The organism is Cohnella nanjingensis (assembly GCF_014212125.1).
GTDB lineage: Bacteria > Bacillota > Bacilli > Paenibacillales > Paenibacillaceae > Cohnella > Cohnella nanjingensis.
Map to the genome: position 1 here is coordinate 89065 of NZ_JACJVP010000008.1, position 25388 is coordinate 114452.

19 protein-coding genes are annotated in these 25388 nt (G+C 60.1%); 16 read left to right on the plus strand and 3 right to left on the minus strand.

The features are described from left to right. Positions 1-231: 231 nt before the first annotated feature. From speE to H7C19_RS07670, 3 genes are all read left to right on the plus strand, one after another. The gene (speE, locus tag H7C19_RS07660; RefSeq protein WP_185142024.1) at positions 232-1059 is read left to right on the plus strand and encodes a polyamine aminopropyltransferase; all 828 of its coding nucleotides are present in this window, start codon (positions 232-234) and stop codon (positions 1057-1059) included. Positions 1060-1097: 38 nt separating this feature from the next. Beyond that, the gene (speB, locus tag H7C19_RS07665) at positions 1098-1967 is read left to right on the plus strand and encodes an agmatinase (RefSeq protein ID WP_185142001.1); all 870 of its coding nucleotides are present in this window, start codon (positions 1098-1100) and stop codon (positions 1965-1967) included. Positions 1968-2342: 375 nt separating this feature from the next. Further along, positions 2343-4568: a methyl-accepting chemotaxis protein gene (locus tag H7C19_RS07670; protein ID WP_185142002.1), complete on the plus strand. Its 2226-nt coding sequence runs from the start codon at positions 2343-2345 to the stop codon at positions 4566-4568. A gap of 236 nt (positions 4569-4804) precedes the next feature. Here the strand turns inward: H7C19_RS07670 and H7C19_RS07675 are convergent, their stop codons facing one another. After that, on the minus strand, positions 4805-5698 hold the full coding sequence (locus H7C19_RS07675) for a cation diffusion facilitator family transporter (RefSeq protein ID WP_185142003.1): 894 nt from the start codon (positions 5696-5698) through the stop codon (positions 4805-4807). 478 nt (positions 5699-6176) lie between these two features. Between H7C19_RS07675 and H7C19_RS07680 the strand changes: the two genes are divergently transcribed. The 5 genes from H7C19_RS07680 (at position 6177) to H7C19_RS07700 (ending at position 13406) form a co-directional block, all read left to right on the plus strand. Further along, a complete protein-coding gene (locus H7C19_RS07680) occupies positions 6177-8003 on the plus strand; it encodes a sensor histidine kinase (RefSeq protein ID WP_313731470.1) in 1827 nt (608 codons plus the stop codon). Next, positions 7978-9528, plus strand: coding sequence for a response regulator transcription factor (locus H7C19_RS07685; RefSeq protein WP_185142004.1), 1551 nt, complete (start codon positions 7978-7980; stop codon positions 9526-9528). The genes H7C19_RS07680 and H7C19_RS07685 overlap by 26 nt, the downstream gene beginning before the upstream one ends. Positions 9529-9713: 185 nt before the next feature. Then, positions 9714-10667: an ABC transporter permease gene (locus H7C19_RS07690; protein ID WP_185142005.1), complete on the plus strand. Its 954-nt coding sequence runs from the start codon at positions 9714-9716 to the stop codon at positions 10665-10667. Positions 10668-10679: 12 nt separating this feature from the next. Next, a complete protein-coding gene (locus H7C19_RS07695; RefSeq protein ID WP_185142006.1) occupies positions 10680-11585 on the plus strand; it encodes a carbohydrate ABC transporter permease in 906 nt (301 codons plus the stop codon). A 72-nt stretch (positions 11586-11657) separates the two neighbouring features. After that, positions 11658-13406, plus strand: coding sequence for an ABC transporter substrate-binding protein (locus H7C19_RS07700; protein WP_185142007.1), 1749 nt, complete (start codon positions 11658-11660; stop codon positions 13404-13406). Positions 13407-13432: 26 nt separating this feature from the next. Here the strand turns inward: H7C19_RS07700 and H7C19_RS07705 are convergent, their stop codons facing one another. After that, positions 13433-13666: a hypothetical protein gene (locus H7C19_RS07705; protein ID WP_185142008.1), complete on the minus strand. Its 234-nt coding sequence runs from the start codon at positions 13664-13666 to the stop codon at positions 13433-13435. A 260-nt stretch (positions 13667-13926) separates the two neighbouring features. On the opposite strand from H7C19_RS07705, the gene H7C19_RS07710 reads away from it, so the two are divergent. Together H7C19_RS07710 and argS are read left to right on the plus strand one after the other, a co-directional pair. Then, complete coding sequence (locus H7C19_RS07710) at positions 13927-14313, plus strand: YwiB family protein (protein WP_185142009.1); 387 nt, start codon at positions 13927-13929, stop codon at positions 14311-14313. Positions 14314-14317: 4 nt separating this feature from the next. After that, positions 14318-15991, plus strand: coding sequence for an arginine--tRNA ligase (gene argS, locus H7C19_RS07715; protein ID WP_185142010.1), 1674 nt, complete (start codon positions 14318-14320; stop codon positions 15989-15991). A 500-nt stretch (positions 15992-16491) separates the two neighbouring features. On the opposite strand, the gene H7C19_RS07720 is transcribed toward argS, so the two are convergent. Then, positions 16492-17667, minus strand: a complete 1176-nt coding sequence (locus H7C19_RS07720; protein WP_246469364.1) for a S8 family peptidase — start codon at positions 17665-17667, stop codon at positions 16492-16494. A 774-nt stretch (positions 17668-18441) separates the two neighbouring features. Between H7C19_RS07720 and rpoE the strand changes: the two genes are divergently transcribed. The 6 genes from rpoE to rho all read left to right on the plus strand — a co-directional run. After that, positions 18442-19026: a DNA-directed RNA polymerase subunit delta gene (gene rpoE, locus H7C19_RS07725; protein ID WP_185142011.1), complete on the plus strand. Its 585-nt coding sequence runs from the start codon at positions 18442-18444 to the stop codon at positions 19024-19026. A gap of 181 nt (positions 19027-19207) precedes the next feature. Continuing rightward, positions 19208-20815, plus strand: coding sequence for a CTP synthase (pyrG, locus tag H7C19_RS07730; RefSeq protein WP_185142012.1), 1608 nt, complete (start codon positions 19208-19210; stop codon positions 20813-20815). 139 nt (positions 20816-20954) lie between these two features. Continuing rightward, positions 20955-21350 carry a response regulator gene (locus H7C19_RS07735; RefSeq protein WP_185142013.1) on the plus strand — a complete coding sequence of 132 codons (396 nt, stop codon included), beginning with the start codon at positions 20955-20957 and terminating at the stop codon, positions 21348-21350. Between the two features lie 404 nt (positions 21351-21754). Beyond that, entirely contained in the window at positions 21755-22609 is an 855-nt protein-coding gene (gene fba, locus H7C19_RS07740; protein ID WP_185142014.1) for a class II fructose-1,6-bisphosphate aldolase, read from the plus strand. A gap of 162 nt (positions 22610-22771) precedes the next feature. Then, a complete protein-coding gene (gene murA / locus H7C19_RS07745; RefSeq protein ID WP_185142015.1) occupies positions 22772-24022 on the plus strand; it encodes a UDP-N-acetylglucosamine 1-carboxyvinyltransferase in 1251 nt (416 codons plus the stop codon). Positions 24023-24097: 75 nt separating this feature from the next. Continuing rightward, a partial coding sequence (gene rho / locus H7C19_RS07750; RefSeq protein ID WP_246469365.1) for a transcription termination factor Rho occupies positions 24098-25388 on the plus strand: 1291 nt, incomplete at its 3' end.

Genomic DNA, 25388 nt, shown 5'->3' on the forward strand with positions numbered 1-25388 from the left:
TTATTCCCCGCGCGCCGCGGCGCGAGGCCTTCGCCTGCCGCCGTCTCCGGCATTGCGGCGTTGCCGTCAAATCCGCGGTTGCTTTTTGACGTCGATTTCATATAATACAACTTGTTTGGTACAATAGGCCAAAGGCCGGCAGACCCGGCATCGTATCCGGCATCGCGCATCCTCCCGCCCTTCGGGGCGGAATGAATCTATCTGGGAAAGAAGGGTTCTCTCATGTCCTCCATGGAATTGTGGTATACCGAGAAGCAGACCGAAAACTTCGGCATTACGGCCAAGATCAAGCGCACCTACGTCCACGAACAGACGGACTTCCAAGAGCTCGCCATGATCGAGACGGAAGAGTGGGGCAACATGCTCGTCCTCGACGGCATGGTCATGACGACCGAGAAGGACGAGTTCGTCTATCATGAGATGGTGGCGCATCCCGCGCTGTTCACGCATCCGAATCCGGAGCGCGTGCTGGTCGTCGGCGGCGGCGACGGCGGCGTCATCCGCGAAGTGCTGAAGCATCCGAAGGTGAAGAAGGCCGTGCTCGTCGACATCGACGGCAAGGTCATCGAATATTCGAAGCAATACCTCCCGTCCATCGCGGGCAAGCTCGAAGATCCTCGCGTAGACGTGCAAGTGAACGACGGCTTCAAGCACATCATCGATCACAAAAATACATACGACGTAATCCTGGCGGACACGACGGAACCGGTCGGCCCGGCGGCGCACCTGTTCACCCGCGGTTTCTACCAAGGCATCTACGAGTCGCTGAAGGAAGACGGCCTGTTCGTCGCGCAGACGGACAACCCTTGGTTCAAGTCCGAGCTGATCCAGAGCGTCAACCGCGACGTGAAGGAAGTATTCCCGATCGTCCGCGTCTACGCAGCCAACATCCCGACGTACCCGAGCGGCCTGTGGACGTTCACGATGGGCAGCAAGAAGCACGATCCGCTGAACGTGAAGACCGAAGACATCGCCGAGCTCGACACCAAGTACTACACGCCGCGCCTGCACCACGCCGCGTTCGTGCTGCCGAAGTTCGTCGAAGACCTGACCAAGTAACCTTGGATCCGATTCGTTAAAAAGGAGAATTGCCGCACATGCGCTTAGATCAAAAATATTCGGGCAACGTCTTCATCCTGAGCTCGGACGACTACGCTTCGGCCAAGGCCGTCATCTACGGCATGCCGATGGACTATACCGTCTCGTTCCGTCCCGGCTCGCGGTTCGGCCCCGGCCGCATCCGCGAAGCTTCGGTCGGCCTGGAGGAGTATAGCCCCTATCTGGACCGCAGCCTCGAAGAGCTGAGCTACTTCGACGCCGGCGATCTGCTGCTGCCGTTCGGCAACCCGGCGAAGAGCCTCGACGTCATCGCCGAGTACGTGAGCGGCGTGCTGGCGGACGGGAAGTTCCCGTTCGGCCTCGGCGGCGAGCATCTCGTCACTTGGCCGGTGCTCCAGCAGGCGTACAAGAAATACCCGGATCTCGCGATCATCCATATCGACGCGCACGCGGACCTGCGCGAGAGCTACGAGGGCGAGCCGCTCTCGCACTCGACGCCGATCCGCAAGGCGGCGAATCTGATCGGCGGCAAGAACGTCTATCAGTTCGGCATCCGCTCCGGCAGCCGCGAGGAATGGGCCTATGCGCGGGAGAACATCAACTTCTACCCGTTCGAGGTCGCCGAACCGCTGCGCCAGGCGCTGCCTGAGCTGAAGGGACGCCCGGTCTACGTCACGATCGACATCGACGTGCTGGATCCGTCCGCCGCGCCGGGCACCGGCACCGCGGAAGCGGGCGGCATCACGTCGAAGGAGCTGCTCGAGGCGGTTCACCTGATCGCGCGCTCCGGCGCGAACGTCATCGGCGCCGACGTCGTCGAGGTCGCGCCGATCTACGATCCGACGGAGCAGACGCCGATCACGGCATCCAAGCTGATCCGCGAGATGCTGCTCGGCTTCGTCAAGTAATAATCGATCGTTCGAGAAACGGCATCCGGAAACGGATGCCGTTTTTCTTGTGCCGTTAAACAAAGTCGCCTTCGGGACCGAGAAGGACGGTGTCGCCGTACCGGCGCTGACTTTGAACGCAGGCAATTCGCTCTCTTTTTTGTTGGCGGAAGGCTAAGCATTCGCCGTCTGAAAGGCCTATTTCAGGCCGGAAAGGGGTCTCAACGTGGCTGAAAACGCAAATTGTCGAAATCTAACGGCAATTTGCGTTAAGTATTATGACGTGTATCTAGATTTCATGTCAAAATTTCAGAAAAATAAGGAAATAATCCTCCGTCATGTGGTACAATAACTGACATTATAGAGAGAAAGAACTAGTCGGAGGGGTGGATGCGCATGTTTGATTGGCTGGGGTTCAAGAAAGGGCTGCCGCTGTGGGGGTCCTACAGATTGAACAGGCATCTGAAGCGGGACGTTGAAGAGATCTTCGAAGGAATCGCGGAGACCCGCATGCAGATCCTGAAGGATTGGACGTCCGATTGCTGGCGGCATTTGGAGCGGTTGGGCGAACAGCTGCGCTCGGTGAACGGGGGCGCGCCGCTGACGGCAGCATCGCCGACAGAGGCTTGGGATCGGTTGATGGGAGCGACATACACCCGGGCGTCCGACTTCACCGAACTGTTCGTGCTCGGTCCGGACGGCACGGTCGTCTACTCGACCCATCTGCCGCACAAAGGCCGCAGCTACGGCGCCGATTCGGTCGCCGCGGCCGGCCTGAGCTACGCGCGCGGGGACGGCGGACAAGCTCCGCGTCCGTGCCTGTTCGGTCCGTATCCCGATCCGCTGACGCTGGCGATCGGCTCCCGCTCTTCCTCTTTCCACGACAAGATGACGCTGCTCTTCATCCAACCGCTCACGCTGCAAGGCGGGTGGCAGGGCGCGCTCTGCGGACGCGTGCCGAACGACGTCATCGGCGATCTCATTCAGCGCGAATCCGGCCACGTCTACCCGGATTCCGGCGACAACTACCTCTTCATGGCGGCGCCGGTGCTGAACCGTCATATCGCGCCCGGCACGGCCCTCTCGCGCAGCCGATTCGAGGATCGCACGTTCACGCACGGCGAGAACCTCAAGGACGGCGTCACCACCGACTGGGGCGTCGTCTCCGTCAAGGAACATACCGAACTCGAGATCATGTTCACCGACCCGGCCACCGGCCAGCTGCATCCCGGCGTCGCGAATACGATCCGCGGCGGCAGCAACCTGTTCGTCGAATTTCCCGGCTATTCGGACTACCGACATATTCCGGTCATCGGCAAAGGCGTAACGTTCCAGCTCCCGCACTGTCCGGACGTGTGGGGCATGATGTGCGAAGGGGACTTGGAGGAAGTGTACCGGATTCGGAGCATCGCCCTCCGGCTGGTCCGGCCGCAGGGAATGGCGCTGGGCGGGCTCGGGCTGCTGTCCGCGGCGCTCGCGGGCTGGGCGGCCGCGAGTCTGTCGCCGGTCCTGACGGCCGCGTGCGTGCTGGTCTTCAACCTCGTCCTCGGCCTGATCGCCGCCGGGATGCTCCGCCGCCGGAGCGAACGCCGCGTGGCGGATCCGCTGCGCAGCCTAAGCCGGTTCATCCGCATCAACGCGGAGGGCAAGGGAGACCTCACCCAACGCATCGATACCGGCGCGTTCGACAACGACGAATTCCGCGACTTGGCCAAGTGGATCAACAACATGATCGATTCGCTCGAAGGCATCATGCTGAAGGTGCGGCTCGCGGCGGCCGACGTATCCAGCAGCCAGCAGTTGATGAACGAGTCGACGGCGACGACCGCCGGCTCGACCGAGCGGGTGGGCGGACGGATCAACGACATGATCCGCAGCATCCGGCGCCAGCTCAAGGACATCGACGTCGCCAAGGAAGTGGCGGACGAGATGCGGCAGACGCTGGGGGTGCTCGAACGGAAGGCATCGGAGCAGATCGCGGTCGCGCAGGGCGAGGTCGAACGGATCGGCGAGAAGATGACGCAGATCTCGACGCGCGTCGCGCAGACGAACGACACGATTCGCGTGTTCATGGACACGGCGAATGAGATTCGGGGCGTGCTGAACGTCATCGAAGAGATCTCTGCGCAGACGAACCTGCTCGCGCTGAACGCCTCTATAGAGGCGGCGCGCGTCGGCGAGCACGGACGCGGCTTCGCCGTCGTGGCGAGCGAGATCCGCAAGCTCGCGGATCTAACGCGGCAGTCGACGGAGGAAGTCCATGAGATCGTCGAGAAGATCTATACCCACGCGCAGGACGCCTACGTCTCCATGGAGGAAGGCACGCGCGTCGTCAAGGAAGGCACGCAGCTCGTCGCCGTCGCCTCCGAGACGCTGGGCGACGCCCAAGCGGAGGACTCGCTGAAGACGCAGGTCGTGGACGAAGTGGTCGCGCTGATGGAGAAGATCGCCGCCGTCAGCATGGAGAACCGCTCGATCTCCGCCGAGGTGGAGGGCAAGGTGCAGGAGCTGATGGGCGACATCATGAATGTCCGTCACACCTCGCACAACGTAGAAGGCATTACGGCTTTTCTGCACCAGCTGGTCGGCCAATTCCAGGTGACCGAATCGCGCAAACGCTAGCGGAGCGCGGAAGCGCGAGCGAAGCCGCGCTTCGGCGGGCCCGCCCGCCTGGAAGAGACGCGGCATGCCGGGCTCGTACGGGCGCTCGCTCGCTTGCTGATGGATGGCGCAGATGGACGACGTCTCAACCGGGCGCCGTACACCGTTGAACGGGCGCTCCCGCACTTGGCAAAACGAAGGCCGCCGGCTGCTGCCGGCGGCCTTCCCTCTCGAGAGCGAATACCGAATTCGGATCCTTACTCGCCTTTGTACCAAGGATTTAAATGGACAAGCACTTCTCCCACGAGCGCATTGTGCGCTTGCAGCGTTTCTTTGATTTTCCGCGAGATGTCATGTCCCTCCTGCACGCTAAGCTCGGCGGGGACGCCGACCCTCACGTCCACGATCATGTAGTGCCCGTGCTCGCGGGCGCGCAGGCGATCGACGCGCTTCACCTCGGGGACCGCGCGAACGAGCCGGAGCATCTCTTCCATCTTGTCGTCGTCGATATTTTTCTCCATCAAGACGTCCACCGAAGCGCGGCCCATATGGATCGCCAGCTTCAGGACGAAAAAGGCGACGATGATGCCCGCGACGGGGTCCCCGTATCGGAGAAGGAGAATCCCGTAATGCTCGCCGAGCATAGCCAGCGCGATGCCCGCCACGGCCGCCAGCGAGGCATAGACATCCGCCAAGTGATCGTAGGCGGTAGCGATCAATCCGCTGCTGTTGATGCTACGGCCGATCCGTATCGTGTAGACGTACAAGATCTGCTTCCATGCCAGGGAGACGCCGGCGGCGATCAGCACGATATAAGAGGCCTCATGGGGAGGCTCCATGAACGCCATGACGGAATGGTAGCCCATATACAGAGAAGCCAGCACCAAGACCACCGCGACGATGCCCGCCCCGATGACCTCCGCTTTTCCGTGTCCATAGGGGTGGTCTTTGTCCGGCGGGCGTTTGGAGATGATCATCGAGACCAGCGCGGCGGCCGTTGCGAATACGTCTCCGGCATTGTGCACGGCATCCGCTACGAGCACCTGGCTCCCGAACGCCAGGCCGACGACGAACTTCATCGCCGTCAATACGATATTGCTGATCAGGCTGATCCAGATTGCGAATGCGGATTGCTTGTTCGTTGCTTCCATGAAGACAGCCTCCAGCGGGGAATGCGGCTAAGGAGCAAAGCCGATGGATAAAGGAATGGGCGATGCCGATAAGGCGACCGTCACATTATACGAGAAGCGAATCGTGTGGGTCTAGAGAAACAGTGTTGTCGGTTTCAAGGAATTTTTGGCGCCGCCAATACAGTTGGGACAATCAAATGAAGTTGCTTGCGATCAACAATCGGCGATGCCGCGAGTCAGCGCCTGGGCGATATAGGGTTTTCTTTGCGCTGGCGATTTGGACGGCGCAAATCGAAGTTGTTGAAGTTAGTCGAATTTACATGTCAAAATCAACTTGCATTTGCTAATATATGTTCATGAGCGGCTAACAAAGGCGATCGAGCGTCTTCCGTCCGTGGCGCGTACATCGAGGCGATCGTTCCGTTAGGTTTGAAAACGCTTTAACGACGGTGCGGCGAAATCAGGCGAGCATGCGCGGCGCTTAGGAGGTCACCCCCACTTGCAGCGATTCCTGCTTCATTTGACGAACCATATGAAGATCCGCAACAAGCTCTATTTCTCTTTCTTCGCGGTGGTCTTGGTTCCCGTATTGATCGTAGGCATCTACTTGACGGTCGAACTCAAGCGGATGGCGCTGAACAATGCGATCGACCAGAACACCGCCAACGTGGAACGCGTGAAGAAACGGACGTCCGACATGCTCAAGGTGGCCTACGACATTTCCTACAGACTCTATAACGACCATCGGCTGTCGCAGCTCGCGACCCATCGCTACGACTCGATCTACAGCGTCGTGAAGTCGTACAAGAGCTATCCGGACTTCCGGGAATACGAGGACTTGTACAAGGAAGTGTCCGGTATCCGCTTGTACTTCGACAACCCTACGCTGCTGAACAACTGGGAGTTCCTACAGCCGAACGCGGACATCGAGGGCAAGTTCTGGTACGAGCGCGCCATGAAGACGAACGGCCTTATCGCTTGGAACTACATCGAGGACGATCGGAACGGGCAGTACAATCTCAGCCTGATCCGCCGTCTCGACTTCACCGAGGACAACGCCAAGGGCGTCCTGGTCATCAATATCAATTCGGCGCTGCTGAACGGGATTCTGAACCAGGAGACGTTCGAGACGATGATCGTCGACGAGTACGACAACATCGTAGCCGCCAACCGTCCGGGACGGGTGGGGAAGACGCTGGTCGATGCGCATTTCGACAAGAATATCGCGGATCGGAGCACCGGTACCTTCAATGCCGTCGTGGACGGCCGGAAATCCAGAATTCTAATCGAGGGATGGAATCCGACAGACAGCCTGAACGGCCTGCGCATCATCTCCGTCTTCTCGGTAGACAGCATCGTGCATGAGCCGAATCGGATCATCCGGCTGGCGGTCGTCGTCATCTCCAGCAGCATCCTGATCGCCCTGCTCCTGATCTACGGCTTCTCCTCCCTGCTGACGGGGCGACTCCTGCGGCTCAGCAAGCAGTTCTCCCGCGTCGCCTCCGGCAAGCTCGACGCCGCGCTGCCGATCGACGGCCGGGACGAGATCGGCCAGCTCTCCCGCCAGTTCAACGCCATGGTGGGCCGGATCCACGAACTGATCATGGAGGTGCAGGACACCAACGCGCAGAAGAGCCTGCTCGAGAAGCGGCAGAGCGAGATCAAGTTCCGGATGATGGCCAGCCAGATCAACCCGCACTTCCTCTTCAACACGCTGGAGTCCATCCGGATGAAGGCGGTGCTGCACAAAGAAGCGGAGATCGCGCGCGTCGTCCGTCTGCTCGGCAAGCTGATGCGGCAGAGCATCGAGGCCGGTCACAGCCATGTGCCGCTGGCCAGCGAGATCGACGTAGTGAAGTGCTACCTCGACATCCAGAAATTCCGCTACGGGGAGCGCCTGAGCTATGAATTGGCGATCGATCCCCGGGCGGAGAGCATCCCGCTGCCGGCGCTTATCATCCAGCCGCTCGTGGAGAACGCCGTCATCCACGGGTTGGAGAACAAGGAAGAAGGCGTCACCGTCCGGGTAGACGCCGAATGGCGGGAGGACGGCGTCCATATCCGCGTCACGGACGACGGCGCCGGCATGACGGCCGAGCGGGTGGACGAGTTGGACGCGCATCTGCGGGAACGCGATGAAGACGAGGAGGAGGAGACCGGCAGGATCGGTCTTCGCAACGTGCACATGCGGATGAAGCTGTCTTACGGGCCCGAGTACGGGCTCCATATCGAGAGCGAGCCAGAGCGGGGCACGCGGATTTATTTTGTCATCCCGCATCAACCGGGAGGGGGGATCGTTCATGTACAGCGTACTGATCGTGGATGACGAGTCTACCATCAGAGAAGGTCTTGAAGTGCTGATCGAGTGGGAGAGTCTGGGATTCCGCGTCGCGGGCGCGGCGGCGAACGCGAAGGAAGCGATCCCGATGTATCGGGATTGCCGTCCGGATCTGATGATCGTGGACATCCGGATGCCGGGGATGAACGGGTTGGAGCTGGTGCAGCATCTGAGGCGGGAGAACGAGCGCCAGCATGTGCTGGTGCTCAGCGGATACGCCGACTTCAGCTATGCGAAGCGGGCCATCCAACTGGGCATCGACGGCTATCTGCTCAAGCCCGTCGACGAAGAAGAGCTCGCCGCTTGCCTGGCGAAGATGAAGGAAGTGCTGGACGAGGAGCGACGCGCCGAAGGGGAGGATGCCCGGCAAGCCGTATGGAGCCGCGAGATGCTCGTGCAGGCGCTGGTGGCGAACCGCTTCGCGGGAGAAGGAGAGCGCCTGCGGATGGCCGCGGATCAAGCGGGTCTGAGCTGGCAGGCTTACCAGGTCGTGCTGCTGCATTTGCAGCCGGAGGACCCTCAGAGGCGTGAGGGCTTGCCGGCCGTGTTGGCGAGACTGGACCGGGCGCTTGCGCGCGGCGACGGAGGCTTTGTCTTCCAGGCGGAGCCCTACAGCGGATTGCTGCTCAAAAGCGGGCTCTCGAGCGACTCGGCGAAGCGCAACCTGCTGCGGGAGATCGGCGAAGCCTCGGAGGCGGAGGGCTGCGAGTATGTCGCGGCGGCCGGGGGCGGGGTCAGCCGGCTGGAAGATCTCGCAGCTTCGTTCGCCGCGGCGTTGGAGCGGCTGCACAACCGGTTCTTCTACGACGTCTCGATGCTGATCGACGGGGATACGCCGACCCCGCAGCTTCCGGCGGCGTCGCCGATGCCGGATGCCGCGGCCCGGTTGGACGACATCAAGGATCGACTCCTCTATACGATCGAGGCGGGCAACAAGGCGCCCTTGTCCCTATGGCTGGAGGAAGCGGGCCGGTACATGCTGCTGGCCGGGGAAGGAGAGAGCGGAATCAAGGCGCGATTCGGGCAGCTGCTGACCGGGGTGCTGAACAAGCTCTCGCAGAAGCACGCGATCGTCCGCGAGCGGTTCCCGTCTTACGAGGAGCGCGTGCTCGCCGCGTACCGGGCGCCCTCTTATCGGACGATGCTGCTGGCGATGTCGTCGCTCTTGGAGGAGGTTAGCGGCGAGATCGCGTGCGTCGGCTCCGAATCCAGAATCCGTCAGATGATCGATCTCATCCACCGCAACTATCAGGAGAACCTGAAGCTTGAATCGCTGGCGGACGCCTTGGGCTACAACAGCGCCTACTTGGGCAAGCTCTTCCGGAATACGACGGGAGACCCCTTCAACACGTACCTGGACAAAGTGCGCATCGAGAAGGCCAAGGAACTGCTGGACGCGGGCATGAAGGTCTACGAGGTGGCGGAACGGGTGGGCTATACCCAGGCCGACTATTTCCGCGGGAAGTTCCAGAAGTACGTGGGCGTACCGCCGACCTCCTATCGCAAAAAGTAAAGCGGTTGGAGAAACGGCCGATTCGGGGGATCAGGGGTTCCCTGAATCGGCCGTTTTTGTTTTCCGCTTTCAGAAAGCGTTTTCATGAAAAGCTAATTTTTAGGGTCTTTTTAACGCAATCCATAGGGTATTGCCAGCCTGTCAATTCCACTATCATAGGGACATGCAACGAGGAGGGGAACGAAATGGAAGCGGCTTCAGCTAAAGGGAAGAAACCCGCGAAGCGCGGCGGGAAGCGGTTTTGGAACGTTTTTGTACAGCAGAGATACTTGTACCTCATGTCGCTTCCCTTTATCGCCTGGGCATTCGTGTTCAGCTATTTGCCCCTCTGGGGATGGACGATGGCGTTCCAGAAGTTTCGGCCGGGGCGCAGCTTTTTCGATCAGGAGTGGGTAGGGCTTCAGTACTTCAGAGAGTTGTTCCACGACGCGCAATTCTACCTCGTGCTGCGCAATACGCTGGCGATGAGCGCGATGGGACTCGTAGCGGGGTTCACCGTGCCGATCGTGTTCGCGATCGTGCTGAACGAAGTCCGGTCGATGTCCATGAAGCGATTCGTGCAAACGGTCTCCTACCTGCCGCACTTCGTATCCTGGGTCGTCGTGGCGGGGATCGTCACCAAGATGCTGGCGACCGACGGCGTCCTGAACAACATCCTGATGGGTCTGCATCTGATCGATCAGCCCATCCAATATATGGCGAAGGGCAACCTCTTCTGGTACATCGTGACCGGATCCGACGTGTGGAAGGAGATGGGCTGGAATACGATCATCTATCTCGCCGCCATCGCGGGCATCGGTCCGGAGCTCTACGAAGCCGCGAAGGTCGACGGAGCGGGCCGTCTGCGGCAGATCTGGCACATCACGCTGCCGGGCATCCGCTCGACGATCATCATCCTGCTGATCATCTCGATCGGGCACCTGATCAGCATCGGCTTCGAGAAGCAATTCCTGCTCGGCAATCCGCTCGTCAGCGACTACTCGCAGGTGCTCGATCTGTACGCGCTGAATTACGGGCTGTCGATGGGCCGGTTCTCGTTCGGCACCGCGATCAACATTTTCAACTCCCTGATCAGCATCGTCCTGCTGTTCGCCGCGAACGGCATCTTCAAGCGAATAACCAAAGAGAGCGTTTTCTAAGGAGGGTGCCGCATGACCTCGAAGACCGTCAAATCCGGGAGATCCTGGTCCAACGCGACCTTCGACTTCTTTATCTATCTCATCCTGGCCCTCGTTACGGTCGTCACCTTGTATCCGTTCCTGAACGTGCTGGCGATCTCGCTTAACGATTCGACGGACAGCGTGCGGGGCGGCCTGACGATCTATCCCCGGGCGTTCACCCTGAAGAACTACGAGACGATCTTCGCCTTCGGCGGCTTGATGACGGGGCTCAAGATCTCCATTCTTCGGACGCTCGTCGGTACGGTGCTGGGCCTTATCAGCGCTTCGATGCTGGCCTTCACGATTAGCCGCTCGGACTTCCAGGGCCGCCGATTCGTCTCGACCTTCCTGGCCCTGACGATGTACGTGTCGGGCGGTCTGATCCCGTTCTATATCCTCATCCGCGATCTGCACATGATCGGCACGTTCGCCGTCTATGTGCTGCCCGGACTCGTGAGCGCCTTCAACGTCTTCATCATCCGTTCCTTCATCGACGGCATCCCGTTCGCGCTGCAGGAGTCGGCGAAGCTCGACGGGGCGAACGACTGGACGATCTACTGGCGGGTCATTCTCCCGCTGACCAAGCCGGCGCTCGCGACGATCGCGCTGTTCCTCGCGGTCGGTCAGTGGAACGCCTGGTTCGACACTTATTTGTACAACGGTTCGTCGGAGCATCTGACGACCCTGCAGTTCGAGCTGATGAAGGTGCTTCAGAGCACGACGACCAACGCCGATTCCTTCCGCGGCCGCAATATGACCGAGGTGATGCGGCAGATCTCCCCCGAATCGGTGAAGATGGCGATCACGATCGTGGTGACCGTGCCGATCTTGGTGGTGTATCCGTTCCTGCAGAAATATTTCGTCAAAGGCATGACGCTCGGCGCGGTCAAGAGCTGAGCGATTCGCAACGGTATCGACAGGTCTCCTGTTCATACAATAAAAACCATACATATTGGGAGGGTTCTCTGCATGGCGATCAACAGGTCCAAGGCAGCCGCAGTGTTGATGGCGTTCACGTTGTCCATCAGCTTGCTGGCCGGGTGTTCGGGCAAGGACAAAGGCGGCAATGACGCCGCCAAAGATACGGGTGCTGCCCCCAGCAGCAGCGCTAGCGCCAGCGGCAGCGCCAATACGGAAGATCTGTCTCCGGTCACCTTCACCTATTTCTCCGAAGACCCGAATCCGAACTGGAACAACATGCAAGACGACGTCTCCAAGGAGATCGCGAAAAAGACGGGCGTCACCCTCAATGCGGAATTCGCGGTCGGCGATCCTGCGCAGAAGGTCGCGCTGATGGCCGCAAGCGGCCAATATCCGGACATCATCGCGGCCAAGGGCGATATCGGCAAGCTTGTCGACGCCGGCGGCGTCCTCGACCTGACCGAACTGATCGACAAGTACGCGCCGAACATCAAGCGCGTGCTCGGTCCTTACATGAGCCGCGGCAAGTACACGACCAAGGATCAATCGATCTACGCGATTCCGACCTGGGCGGCGGTGAACGAGCAGAAGTTCGTCGCGGGCGGCGGCTTCGAGCTGCAGCATCGGGTCGTGAAGGAAGCGGGCTACCCGCAGATCCGGACGCTGCAGGACTACGAGAAGGTCATCAAGGACTATCTCGCCAAGCATCCGACGGACGAGAACGGCAACAAAAACGTCGGCGTCTCCCTCAACGCGGACGACTGGCATATGTATATCTCCGTTACGAACCCGGCCGTGGCGGTGACGGGCGGCTCCGACGACGGCGAATATTGGGTCGACCAGAACACGTTCGAGGCGACTTACCACTTCCGCCGTCCGGAAGAGAAGGAGTACTTCCGCTGGCTGAATCATATGAACGCCGAAGGGTTGCTGGACAAGGAGAGCTTCGTTCAAAAGTACGACCAATACAAGGCGAAGGTCGCTTCCGGCCGCGTGCTGGGCCTGATCGACCAAGACTGGGACTACAACGACGGCCAGCAGGCGCTGAAGGCGGCCGGCAAGTTCGACCAGACGTACGGACATTATCCGGTCACGATGAGCACGGACATCAAGGAACCTTCGTTCTGGCCGACGGGCTTCATGGGCGGCTACGGCATCTCCATCTCGAGTACGGCGAAGGATCCGGTCCGCATCATCAAGTTCCTGGACTTCCTCGCTTCCGACGAAGGCCAGATCCTAAACAACTGGGGCATCGAAGGCAAGCATTACGTCGTCGAGAACGGCAAGCGCGTCGTGCCGAAGGAAGTGCAGGAGCGCATCAACAACGACAATACGGCGTTCACGAAGGAATCCGGCATCGGATTCTACTGGAACATCATGGTCCACTACGGCGACGGCGCCAAGGATGCGAACGGCGACTACTATACGAAGAACAATCCCGATTTGATCCCGGTCGGCTATAGCGACGCGGAACGCGAGACGCTGAAGGCGTACAACGCGACGATCTGGAAGGATCTGTTCCCGGCCGAGACGGAGTTCAAGGAGAAGGCGTACGGCGCCGCCTGGAACATCCAGATCCCGGGCGAAGACGAAGTCTCGATCCTCGGCAACAAGATGAAGGACATCACGTGGAAACGGGTGCCGGAAGCGATCCTGGCGAAGCCGGCAGACTTCGACAAGATCTGGGATGCCTACCAGCAAGACCTCATCAAAGCCGGCGTCGAGAAGATGGAGAAGGGCTACACGAAGTACGTGCAAGACCGCGTCGCCCTGTGGCAGGCCGACAGCGCCAAGTAATCGGCTGCTCGAATCGCGCATCGATCCTATGAATGCTTCAAGCCCCCGTCGCCGGCCCTGGCGGCGGGGGCTGAAGGCGTTAGAATCTTGCCTTTATTATAGAAGCGATGGAAGTCTCCGGCGGCATCCTTTCCCAAGAGGATGGACGGGACGTCCCCCTGCACCGCTTGTACGTTGGCGGCCTCGAAGCCGAGGCCGCTTCCTTCGCTTAGTCCCCGTGCGGTCCCCGCCCCGCGGCGCGATGCCGATGCCTGCGCCAACAGATCCCCGCCTCTGCAACGTCGTCCGCAAGGAGAGATCCTTCGCGCTGACGGCAACCGCGCCTGCAAGCGCCATTTGCCGCCGTCGCGTTTTCGGCGGATCAGAAAGTAGAAGTTTCGCCCCTACTTTGCTGATACGTCTACGATAAAAACGTGTCGCCGCTGGAGAATACGGCAAAACCGTTTTTACTTGTTTGAATTGAAGAGGCGTTCTGTATATAGTAGTAACAAGGAAATGAGAGAAAGACGGTGCAGGAGAAATGCCGGACAAGCGACGGGTAACGGTCGTCTTCCGCAGCCGCCAGGACGGGCCTTGGGCAGAGGAGCGCCTGTCCGGAGAATGGTATCGGCTGGCGGCGGGCTGGGTGCTGCGAGTGCCGGATACGATGACGGTATCCGTGCTGAAGGGCGACGTGCGCGTCGTCAGGCAGGGCGAGCTCGGGGTCGAGCAGACGTTCCGTCTGGGCGCCGCCGCGCAAGGCGCGATTCATACGCCGCAGGGCTCGCTCCCAGTCGAAGCGTTCACGCACGAGCTGCAAGCCGAGTTGACGGATGCCGGGGGCACGCTAGCCTGGCGTTACGATATGCGTATGGAAGATCAGGATATGGGCCATTTTGAGATTGGGTTGGATATTCGGGAGGAATAGGGTCATGAACGTATTGGAGCAAGCGCACGAGACATTAAGAGCAGCCATTGCGGACGCCATCGTGCAGGCGGGGATCGTGGCGCGCGAGGACGTGCCCGCGATCGTCATCGAGGTGCCGCGGGACAAGGCGCACGGAGATCTGGCGACGAACGCGGCGATGCAGCTGACGCGCATCGCGAAGAAGAACCCGCGGGAGATCGCGACCGCCATCATCGAACATCTGGACAAGTCCAGAGCGTTCGTCCAGGCGGCGGAGATCGCGGGTCCCGGCTTCATCAACTTCCGCATGGACAAGAGCTACCTCCACCCGGTCATCGCCTCCGTGCGCGGCCAGGGCGCCAGCTTCGGCAGCACCGACGCGGGACGGGGACGCAAGGTGCAGGTCGAGTTCGTCAGCGCGAACCCGACGGGCAGCCTCCACCTCGGGCACGCGCGCGGAGCCGCCGTAGGCGACGCGCTCTGCAACGTGCTGGCGTTCGCGGGATACGACGTGACGCGCGAATACTACATTAACGACGCCGGCAACCAGGTGGCGAACCTCGCCAAGTCGATCGAGGCGCGCTATCGCCAAGCGCTCGGCCAAGAAGCCGAGATGCCGGAGGACGGATACTACGGCGAAGATATCGTCGGATTCGCGAAGGAGCTGGCGGAGCGGGAAGGCGAACGCCTGCTGCAGCAGCCCGACGAAGAGCGGTTCCAGTACTTCCGCAATTACGGGCTCGAGAAGGAGCTCGACAAGATCAAGCGGGATCTCGCGCGCTTCGGCGTCCAGTTCGACAGCTGGTACAGCGAGACGTCGCTCTATCGGACGGGCAAGGTAGAGGGCGCCCTCGACACGCTTCGCGCGACCGGCCATGTCTTCGAGCAGGACGGCGCCGTATGGCTGTCGACGACCCCGTTCGGCGACGACAAGGACCGCGTGCTGGTCAAGAATGACGGCAGCTACACTTATCTGACGCCCGACATCGCCTATCATATGGACAAGTACGGCCGCGGCTACGACCAGATGATCAACATCTGGGGCGCGGACCATCATGGCTACATCCCGCGCGTGAAGGCGGCGATGGCGGCGCTCGGCAACGACCCGGACAAGCTGACCGTGCTCATCGCGCAGATGGTCAGCCTGTTCCAGAACGGCGAGAAGGTCAAGATGTCGAAGCGGACCGGCAAAGCCATCACGATCGAAGACCTGATGGACGAAGTCGGCGTCGACGCGATTCGCTATTTCTTCACGATGCGGAGCATGGACTCCCATCTTGATTTCGACATGGATCTCGCGGTATCGACGTCGAACGAGAATCCGGTCTTCTACGTGCAATACGCGCATGCGCGGATCTGCAGCATCTTCCGCCAGGCGGAAGAACAGGGCATCGTCCTCCTGCCGGCCGAGGAAGCGAAGCTGGACCGTCTGAACGCGGAGCACGAGTACGACCTGCTGCGCAAGATGGGCGAGCTGCCGGCCGCCGTCGCCGAAGCCGCGGCTGCCTATGCGCCGCATCATATCATCCGCTATGTATACGAGCTGGCCGCGCTGTTCCACAGCTACTACCGCGCCGAACGCGTCATCACGGAGGACGCGGAACAGAGCCAGGCCCGCCTGCAGCTGCTCGACGCGCTGCGCCACACGCTCGCGAACGGCTTGCGGCTCGTCGGCGTTTCTGCTCCGGATCGGATGTAAGCCGCGGCCGCGTCTCCCTCGCTTGGGGGCAGCCGCAGCGCGCAGAACAGCCTGAACAAGATCTGCAACGATACTTTTTATCGTTACAGCGCGTCCAACGGCCTGGCCAGGATCAGTAACGATACTTTATATCGTTACAGCGCGTCAAACGGCTTGACCGGGATCTGTAACGATACTTTCTATCGTTACGGCGCGTCATACGGCTGTATCAGGATCTGCAACGATACTTTTTATCGTTGCAGCGCGTCAAACGGCCTGGCCAGGATCTGTAACGATACTTTCTATCGTTACGGCGCGTCAAACGGCTTGACCGGGATCTGTAACGATACTTTTTATCGTTACAGCGTGCCGAAAGACCTGACCAGGTGCGGCAACGATACTTTTTATCGTTGCGGCACACGGTCAGGCCTTTTTTGGGACCGGCTCTCCTGAATTAAGCAGGAGATCCCCCGTAACTCGCCCGCTCTGCGATTGTGCGCGCTAAGCGTCTGCGGACCCGCTCATCCGCTTTCGCGCGCAGGCGAAGCCGATTTGATCTTGTCTGCGGTTTGTAGCATACGCATGACATCCAGCTCCCCGGCCCTCCGGGGAGCTTTGACGTTCCGCAGAGGCCGCGCGGAGCGTTTGAGGATCTCCTTCACTTCGCCGGGCTTCAGCCCGGGCTTGTCGGCCAGCAGCAGCGCGATGGCTCCGGTCACGTGCGAGGTGGCCATCGACGTGCCGCTCATGATGCGGCGCCGGCCGCGCAGCCAGGCGGACTCGACCTTGTCGCCGGGGGCGTAGATGTCGACCAGCGCGCTGCGGTTGGTGAACTTGGCGATGCGGCCCTGCCGGTTCAGCGCGCCGACCGACACGGTATTCGCGAATCGGGCGGGAAAGTCGATCGTCCCCCGCTTGCCGTCATTGCCGGAAGACGCCACGATGAGGACGCCAGAACGATAAGCGTTGTTGACGGCGCCTAGCAGAGACTTGCTGCGGGTGGTCATGCCGAAGCTCATGTTGACGACGTCCATCCGGTTGCGGACGCACCATTCGATGCCCAGGATGATGTCGGAGACGAAGGCGGTGCCGTTATAGTCGAACGCCTTGACCGGATAGATCGCCGACCGCGGCGCGACGCCGATCATGCCGCGGACGGGATTGGCGGCGGCGATCGACCCGGCGATGTGGGTGCCGTGGCCGTTGTCGTCCTGAGGCAGCATCGTCCGCTGAAGCAGATTGATGCCGCGCTCCAGCGTGTGCTGCAGATCGGGGTGCTGAAAGTCGACGCCGGTGTCGATCACGCCGACCTTCACGCGCTGGCCGGTCGTTCGATTCCAAGCCTTGGGCGCACGGATGCGTCTGACGCCCCACGGAATATTCATGTCGGACGCGGGGGCCGTCTCCACTGTGCGGACGGGCGCGCGGACGCTGACGATCGGATCCTCTTCGCAGACGATGACGCCCTTGAACGCGTCCGGGATGCCCGATGCGGGCAGCGGACAGGAGAATCCGCGGATAATGCCGAGTTTGCGGACCGACCGCAGCGCCCGGGAGCGGCGCTGCTCCCGTCTCAGCGCCGCGAGGAGGTTGAAGTAATCGGAGGGCTGCGCGACGCGGATGATCGTTCTTCCGGCGAGCTTGCCGGGAGCCGCGAGAGCGCCTTGCAGCCATTTCAGGAAGCCGCTCGTGTCCAATGGCTCGTCACCCCTCCCGCCGAATTTGCTTCCCTATTGTATGAATGCACCTCGGCAAAAGCTTGGGAATGAGGCTTTTTTCCGTGGAAATGGGCGTCGCTCTGTGTCAAACCGCGCATCCTTACATAGGATGAAGGGAGAGTTTCCCGGCGAGACTCTTAGCCACGCCGGTTCTTCCTTTCGGGGAGGCGGCCGGGGTACAGTCGAAAAGCGAAGGCGCAGTCTGCGGACCCGTCTTCGCTTTTTCGCATTCTCCGGCGGCGAAGCCGTTTTTGCTTGTCCGATATCAGCGAGGATTCCTTTCGTTGATCCCCCTCTGAATCGGCTACGCCAAAAACGAACCCGCCGTATTCCTGGCGACGGGCTCGTTTTTACTTGATCATTCAGAATGGATAAGTTTCACGTTGATTCATCACTGAATGATCTCCGATAAAAACGTATCGCCCTCCCTGGACGGCGGCGAAGCCGTTTTTACTTGCCCGATATCAGCGAGGATTCCCTTCGTCGATCCTCCTCTGAATCGGCTACGCCAAAAACGAACCCGCCGTATTCCTGGCGACGGGCTCGTTTTTACTTGATCATTCAGAATGGATAAGTTTCACGTTGATTCATCACTGAATGATCTCCGATAAAAACGTATCGCCCTCCCTGGACGGCGGCGAAGCCGTTTTTACTCGGAAACTTGCATTTTCAGAGGAAATGCGGTTAACTAGTGGGTGACACCAACGCGAATTAAGATTTTGGTTAACATACAGAGAGGATGGGGACTTAAGCGTGAGCGCGGAATACGTCCTGAAATTCGACGCTGAGAAAATCCGGGAAATGCCGATGGTCGATCTTGCCTTCGAGGTGCTCAAAGCGGCCAACACCCCGTTTTACTACCGGGATCTGATGATGGAGATCGCGAAGCTTCGGGGTTTCTCCGAAGAGCAGATCAACGAATTCATCGCCCAAGTGTACACCGAGATCAACATCGACGGCCGGTTCGCCTGCGTAGGCAGCAACGTGTGGGGCCTGAAGCGCTGGTACCCGGTTGACCGTTCCGACGATCCGGTGACCGACGGCACGAAGCGTCCTCGCATCATCAACGACGACGACGATCTGGACGACGAGGATCTGTACGGCGAGGAAGAGGAAGAAACCTTCACCGAAGGCGAGGAAGGCTTCGACCTGTTCGACGAGGACCGCGAAGAGATCTTCGACGAAGGCGAAGAAGCCGGCGAAGCCGAAGAGGAAGTGGCGCTGGACGAAGAAGAGGAAGCCAGCATCGAGGAAGAGATCGACGAAGAGGACGCCGAGGAAGCGGACGACTTCGAAGAGGGCGAAGCCGACGAAGACGACGAGGATGACGATAAGTAGTCGCGTCTGAGGCTTGACACCTTCCGGACCAGAAGTTAAACTTATGCTTGGGCTTTTCAAGCGAGCATTTCTATAGGGTGTAAATTTTAAAAGTGCCCCCATTTATTGGGTGTCACTTTTTTGTTTTGCGGGCAGTCTAATGATAATGCCGATGGGCACGTGGTGGGAGGTTTCATACAGGGTGACCAAATACATTTTTGTAACTGGCGGCGTCGTGTCGTCGCTCGGAAAAGGAATTACCGCCGCTTCGCTCGGTCGGCTGCTTAAGAATCGCGGCCTCAAGGTGACGATTCAGAAGTTCGACCCTTATATCAATGTGGATCCGGGGACGATGAGCCCCTATCAGCACGGGGAAGTATTCGTGACCGACGACGGCGCGGAGACGGACCTCGACTTGGGCCACTACGAGCGGTTCATCGACATCAACCTCTCGAAGAACAGCAACGTAACGACCGGCAAGATCTATTCCACGGTCATCAGCAAAGAGCGCCGCGGGGAATACCTTGGCGGTACGGTGCAGGTCATCCCGCACATCACGAACGAGATCAAGGACCGCGTGTTCCGCGCGGGCCGCGAGACCGGCTCCGACGTCGTGATCACGGAGATCGGCGGCACGGTCGGCGACATCGAGAGCCTGCCGTTCCTCGAGGCGATCCGCCAGATCAAGAGCGATATCGGCCGCGAGAACGTCATGTATATTCACGTGACGCTGATCCCGTATATCAAGGCCGCCGGCGAAGTGAAGACGAAGCCGACCCAGCACAGCGTCAAGGAGCTGCGCAGCATCGGCATCCAGCCGAACGTCATCGTCTGCCGGACGGAATACCCGCTTGCCGAAGACCTGAAGCGCAAGATCGCGCTGTTCTGCGACATCGACGCGAACGCCGTCGTGGAGTGCCGCGACGCGTCCACGCTGTATGAAGTGCCGCTCATGCTCCGCGAGCAGGGGCTCGACGACTACGTCGTCAAGCATCTCGGCCTCGGCGGCGATCCGGTGCCGGATATGGCCCTATGGGAAGCGCTCGTCCAGCGCGTGAAGTCGCTGAAGAAGACGACCGAGATCGCGATCGTCGGCAAGTACGTCGCACTTCACGACGCCTACCTCAGCATCGTGGAATCGCTCGGCCATGCCGGCATCGACGCCGATTCCGAAGTCAATATCCGCTGGGTGAACGCGGAAGAGATCACCCCGGCTAACGTGCAGGACATGCTGGGCGGCGTGAACGGCATCCTCGTGCCCGGCGGCTTCGGCGACCGGGGCATCGAAGGCAAGATTACCGCGATCCGTTATGCTCGCGAGCAGGAAGTGCCGTTCTTCGGCATCTGCCTCGGGATGCAGGTAGCCGTGATCGAATACGCCCGCAGCATGGTCGGCCTCGACGGCGCGAACAGCTCGGAGATTCATCCGGCTACGCCGTTCCCGGTCATCGACCTGCTGCCGGAGCAGAAGGATATCGAGGATCTGGGCGGCACGATGCGCCTCGGCCTCTATCCGTGCAAGCTCGTGCCGGGCAGCCTGGCCGCCCGCTGCTACGACGACGAGCTCGTCTACGAGCGGCATCGCCATCGGTACGAGTTCAACAACGAATATCGCGAACAGATCGAATCCGCGGGTCTGAAGATCTCCGGCACATCGCCGGACGGGCGCCTAGTGGAGATGGTAGAGTTGCCCGGGCACCCTTGGTTCCTGGCGGTGCAATTCCATCCGGAATTCACTTCCCGTCCGAACCGGCCGCAGCCGTTGTTCCGCGATTTCGTCAAAGCTTCCCTCGTTCACGCGGAAGGCTGATACGTATAAGGTTTCTTCGAAGCGTCGGCGGCTGCCGTCGCTTTTTTTTCACATTTTTCCATCGGTACAGGAGGATTTCCATGTCGGCACCTCGAATACGGGAGGATACAGGAAGAACGTACTGGAGGAGGATTATTTGATGCCTAAGAAGAAGCTGCTCATTGTCGATGATCAAATCGGTATCCGAATCCTGCTGCTCGAAGTTTTTAGCGTGGAAGGGTACGAGACCTTCCAAGCGGCGAACGGCCGCGCGGCGCTCGAGATCGTCCGCAATCACACGCCCGACCTCGTCCTCCTCGACATGAAGATACCGGGCATGGACGGCCTGGAGATCCTCAAACAAATCAAGGAAATGAACCGCGAGATCAAAGTAATCATGATGACGGCATACGGAGAGCTAGACATGATTAAGGAAGCCACCGACTTGGGTGCGCTCATGCACTTCACGAAGCCGTTCGATATCGACGAGCTCCGAATCGCTGTGAATATGCAGTTGGAAGGAGGCCCTTCGCCCCGGTTCGCCTCGGGGTCCTGAGGGCTTTTTTTCTCGCCCGCTCCCTTCGCTGCATCCACATTTCCCCGACTTCTCCTTCCTCCGATCGAATCGCGAGCCGTTCATCCTGCGGATGCCCACTCGTTCACGCCTCATCGCAGAGCTTATGCAATCGCTTTACAATTGTATGCACGCCTGAACGCTGGAACGCCGGCGAACTTGAGAAATTTCTAATCTGGATGCAGCGGGCGTTCCGCCGCGCGCGATAGGGCCCGATTCCCGGCCGTATAAGGCCATTTTGCCCGTCCGGGAGGGCGCTGCGGCCGTTTTTTCTGGGGACAGGCGGTTTTACAATAAAAAGCCTTTTTGTGTTATAATAGCGCAGTATGCAAGTCGGCGATGAGACGACTTACGACTTAATAGAATCGCAGGAGGAATCACACATTATGCCACTCGTGTCAATGAACGAATTTTTGCCTAAGGCAAAAGCCGGCAAGTTTGCTGTGGGCCAATTCAACATGAACAACCTTGAATTCGCCCAAGCCATCACGGACGCGGCGATCGCCGAGAAGTCTCCCTTCATTTTCGGCGTCAGCGAAGGCGCCTTGAAGTACATGGGCATGGAATATACGGTAGCGATCGCGGAAGCGGCAGCGAAGAAGTCCGGCCTCCCGATCGCCCTGCACCTGGACCATGGCAGCAGCTTCGAAGTCGCGATGGCTTGTATCCGCGCAGGCTTCTCGTCCGTGATGTTTGACGGCTCCCACCACTCGTTCGAAGACAACATCCGCTTGACCAAGGAAGTCGTCAAGGCCGCTCACGCGATGGGCGTGTCCGTTGAAGGCGAACTGGGCACGATCGGCGGGGTCGAAGACGACCTGAGCGTCGACGAAGCGGATGCGAAGTTGGCCAAGCCTGAAGAAGCGATCCGTTTCTACGAAGAGACGGGCGTCGACTGCCTCGCGATCGCCGTCGGCACCGCGCACGGCATGTACAAAGGCGAAGTGAAGATCCACTACGATATCATTAAGCAAGTCGTCGCCAAGATCCCGGTACCGGTCGTGCTGCATGGCGGCTCCGGCGTGCCGGACGAGATGATTCGCGAAGCGATCCAATCCGGCGTCGGCAAGATCAACGTCAACACCGAGAACCAAGTCGCATGTACGGCCGCGATCCGCGAAGTTCTCGGCAAAGACGGCAACGTCATCGATCCTCGCAAATATCTCACGCCTGCTCGCAATGCCATGCAAGCCGTCGTTCAAGAGAAGATTCGCCTGTTCGGCAGCAGCAACCAAGCGTAATTCCCTATTATTCCGTACTAACTGCGGGCGTCCGCCTACCGGCGGCGTTCGTTCCAGCTCGGGGAAAGCGCCGTACGCGGTGTCTTTCCCTTTCCTCTATTGTGTCCGCGGCTGCTTAACGCGCGGGTGCGTGGAGCAGAATACTAGGAGGACCATGCATTCATGGAGAAACTTATGATACGCGGTGGGCGTCCGCTCCGCGGAACGGTCTCGATCAGCGGCGCCAAGAACAGCGCGATCGCGCTGCTGCCTGCAGCGATCCTGGCAGAATCTGAAGTCAGGCTGGACAATCTTCCTCATATTAGCGATGTCGAGATTTACAAACAATTGCTTGAAGAGCTAGGCTGCAAAGTCACATGGAACGAAGACACGCTATCCATCGATCCTGCCGACATTCAATCCATCCCGATGCCCAACGGCCACGTCAAGCTTTTGAGAGCATCCTATTATCTGATGGGCGCGCTCTTGGGCCGCTTCGGCGAAGCCTTGATCGGCATGCCGGGAGGATGCAACTTTGAACCTCGTCCCATTGACCAACATATCAAAGGCTTCGAAGCGCTGGGCGCGGTCGTAACCAACGAACACGGAGCCATCCGCATCAAGGCACAAGAATTGCGCGGGGCTAGAATATATATGGACGTCGTCAGCGTAGGCGCCACGATCAACATCATGCTGGCGGCCGCAAGGGCCAAAGGCTCGACCATTATCGAGAACGCGGCCAAGGAGCCGGAGATCATCGACGTCGCGACGCTGCTGAACGCGATGGGCGCCAAGATCAAAGGCGCCGGCACGGAGACGATCCGGATCGAAGGCGTGAGCAGCATGCACGGTTGCCGGCATTCGATCATCTCCGACCGGATTCAAGCAGGCACTTATATGATTGCAGCCGCCGCTACGCGCGGGGACGTCATCATCGATAACATCATTCCGAAACATCTGGAAGCTTTAACGGCCAAGCTGCAAGAGATGGGCGTCCACGTCTACGAGATGGACGAGGCGATCCGCGTGGTCGGACAGCCCGACTACGAAGCGGTGGACGTCAAAGCGCTCGTGTACCCCGGGTTCGCGACGGACCTTCAATCGCCGATGACGAGCTTGCTGACGCAGGCCAGCGGCGTGAGCATCCTGTCCGATTACGTATACAGCAATCGCTTCAAGCATGTCCCGGAGCTGTCGCGCATGGGCGCGCAGATTCGCGTCGAAGGCCGGTCGGCGATCATCGAAGGCGGGCGTCTGAATGCCGCCAAGGTGCGGGCCGCGGATCTCCGGGCGGGGGCTGCGCTGGTCGTCGCGGCGTTGACGGTAGACGAGGGAGTGACGGAAATTACAGGTTTGGAATACATCGACCGCGGTTATGAGAGATTAGTGGAGCATCTGCGCGATCTCGGCGCGGACGTATGGCGAGAAGGGTGAGGCGCCCCTGGATTCATGAGGCGCCCTCGCCTTTATTCTAACGATGAAGTGGGGATTGTATTGACGGATTTCATGATGTCCGATTTGGAAGGGTTAACCCTGACGCAGCTCTACAAGCTCGCCAAGGACCATCAAATCACGAACTACAGCCAAATGATCAAAAAAGAGCTTATCATCGCGATCCTGCGCTCGCAGGCGGAGCGCGGCGGTCATATGTTCCTCGAAGGCGTCCTGGAAGTGCTGCCCGAAGGCTACGGCTTCCTCCGCCCGATCAACTATCTGCCCAGCGCGGAGGATATCTATATCTCGGCTTCCCAGATCCGCAAGTTCGATCTGCGGACCGGCGACCTCGTATCCGGCAAATGCCGGGCGCCCAAGGAGAGCGAACGCTACTTCGGCCTCCTGCAGGTCAACGCCGTGAACGGAGATTCCCCCGAAGTCGCCGCCGAACGCCTCCATTTTCCCGCCCTGACCCCGCTGTTCCCTGACGAGAAACTCGTGCTCGAGACGACCCCCACCCGATTGTCGACCCGCATCATGGATTTGCTGGCTCCCGTGGGGCTTGGCCAACGCGGATTGATCGTTGCGCCGCCGAAGGCGGGCAAGACGCTACTGCTCAAGGAGATCGCCAACAGCGTCTCCACGAACCGCCCGGACATCGCGCTCTTTGTGCTGCTCATCGACGAGCGGCCCGAGGAAGTGACGGACATGCAGCGCTCGGTCAAAGGAGAAGTCGTCGCCTCGACGTTCGACGAAGTGCCCGAACATCATATCAAGGTTGCGGAGCTCGTACTCGAACGGGCGCGCCGGTTGGTGGAGCAGAAGAAGGATGTCGTCATTCTGCTCGACAGCATCACGCGGCTTGCCCGCGCCTACAACCTTGTCGTGCCGCCTTCCGGCCGGACGCTGTCCGGGGGCGTGGATCCGGCGGCGTTCCACCGTCCGAAGCGGTTCTTCGGCGCCGCGCGCAACGTGGAGGAGGGCGGCAGCCTGACGATCCTCGCGACTGCGCTGGTAGAGACGGGTTCGCGTATGGACGACGTCATTTACGAAGAATTTAAAGGCACGGGCAACATGGAGCTGCATCTGGACCGCAAGCTGGCGGAACGGCGCATCTTCCCCGCGCTCGACATCCGCCGCTCGGGCACGCGCCGCGAGGAGATGCTCCTCACCAAGGACGAGCTCGATCGGGTGTGGACGCTGCGCAAGAGCATGAACGATTCGCCGGAATTCGTGGATCAGTTCCTGCGCAAGCTCGCGGGCACCAAGACGAATATCGAGTTCTTGACGCTGCTGGAGTCGACCGGCGGCGTGTCCGCGGGACGCGGTCCGATCCGTACCGGCTCCGGTACGGATCGGACCGCGT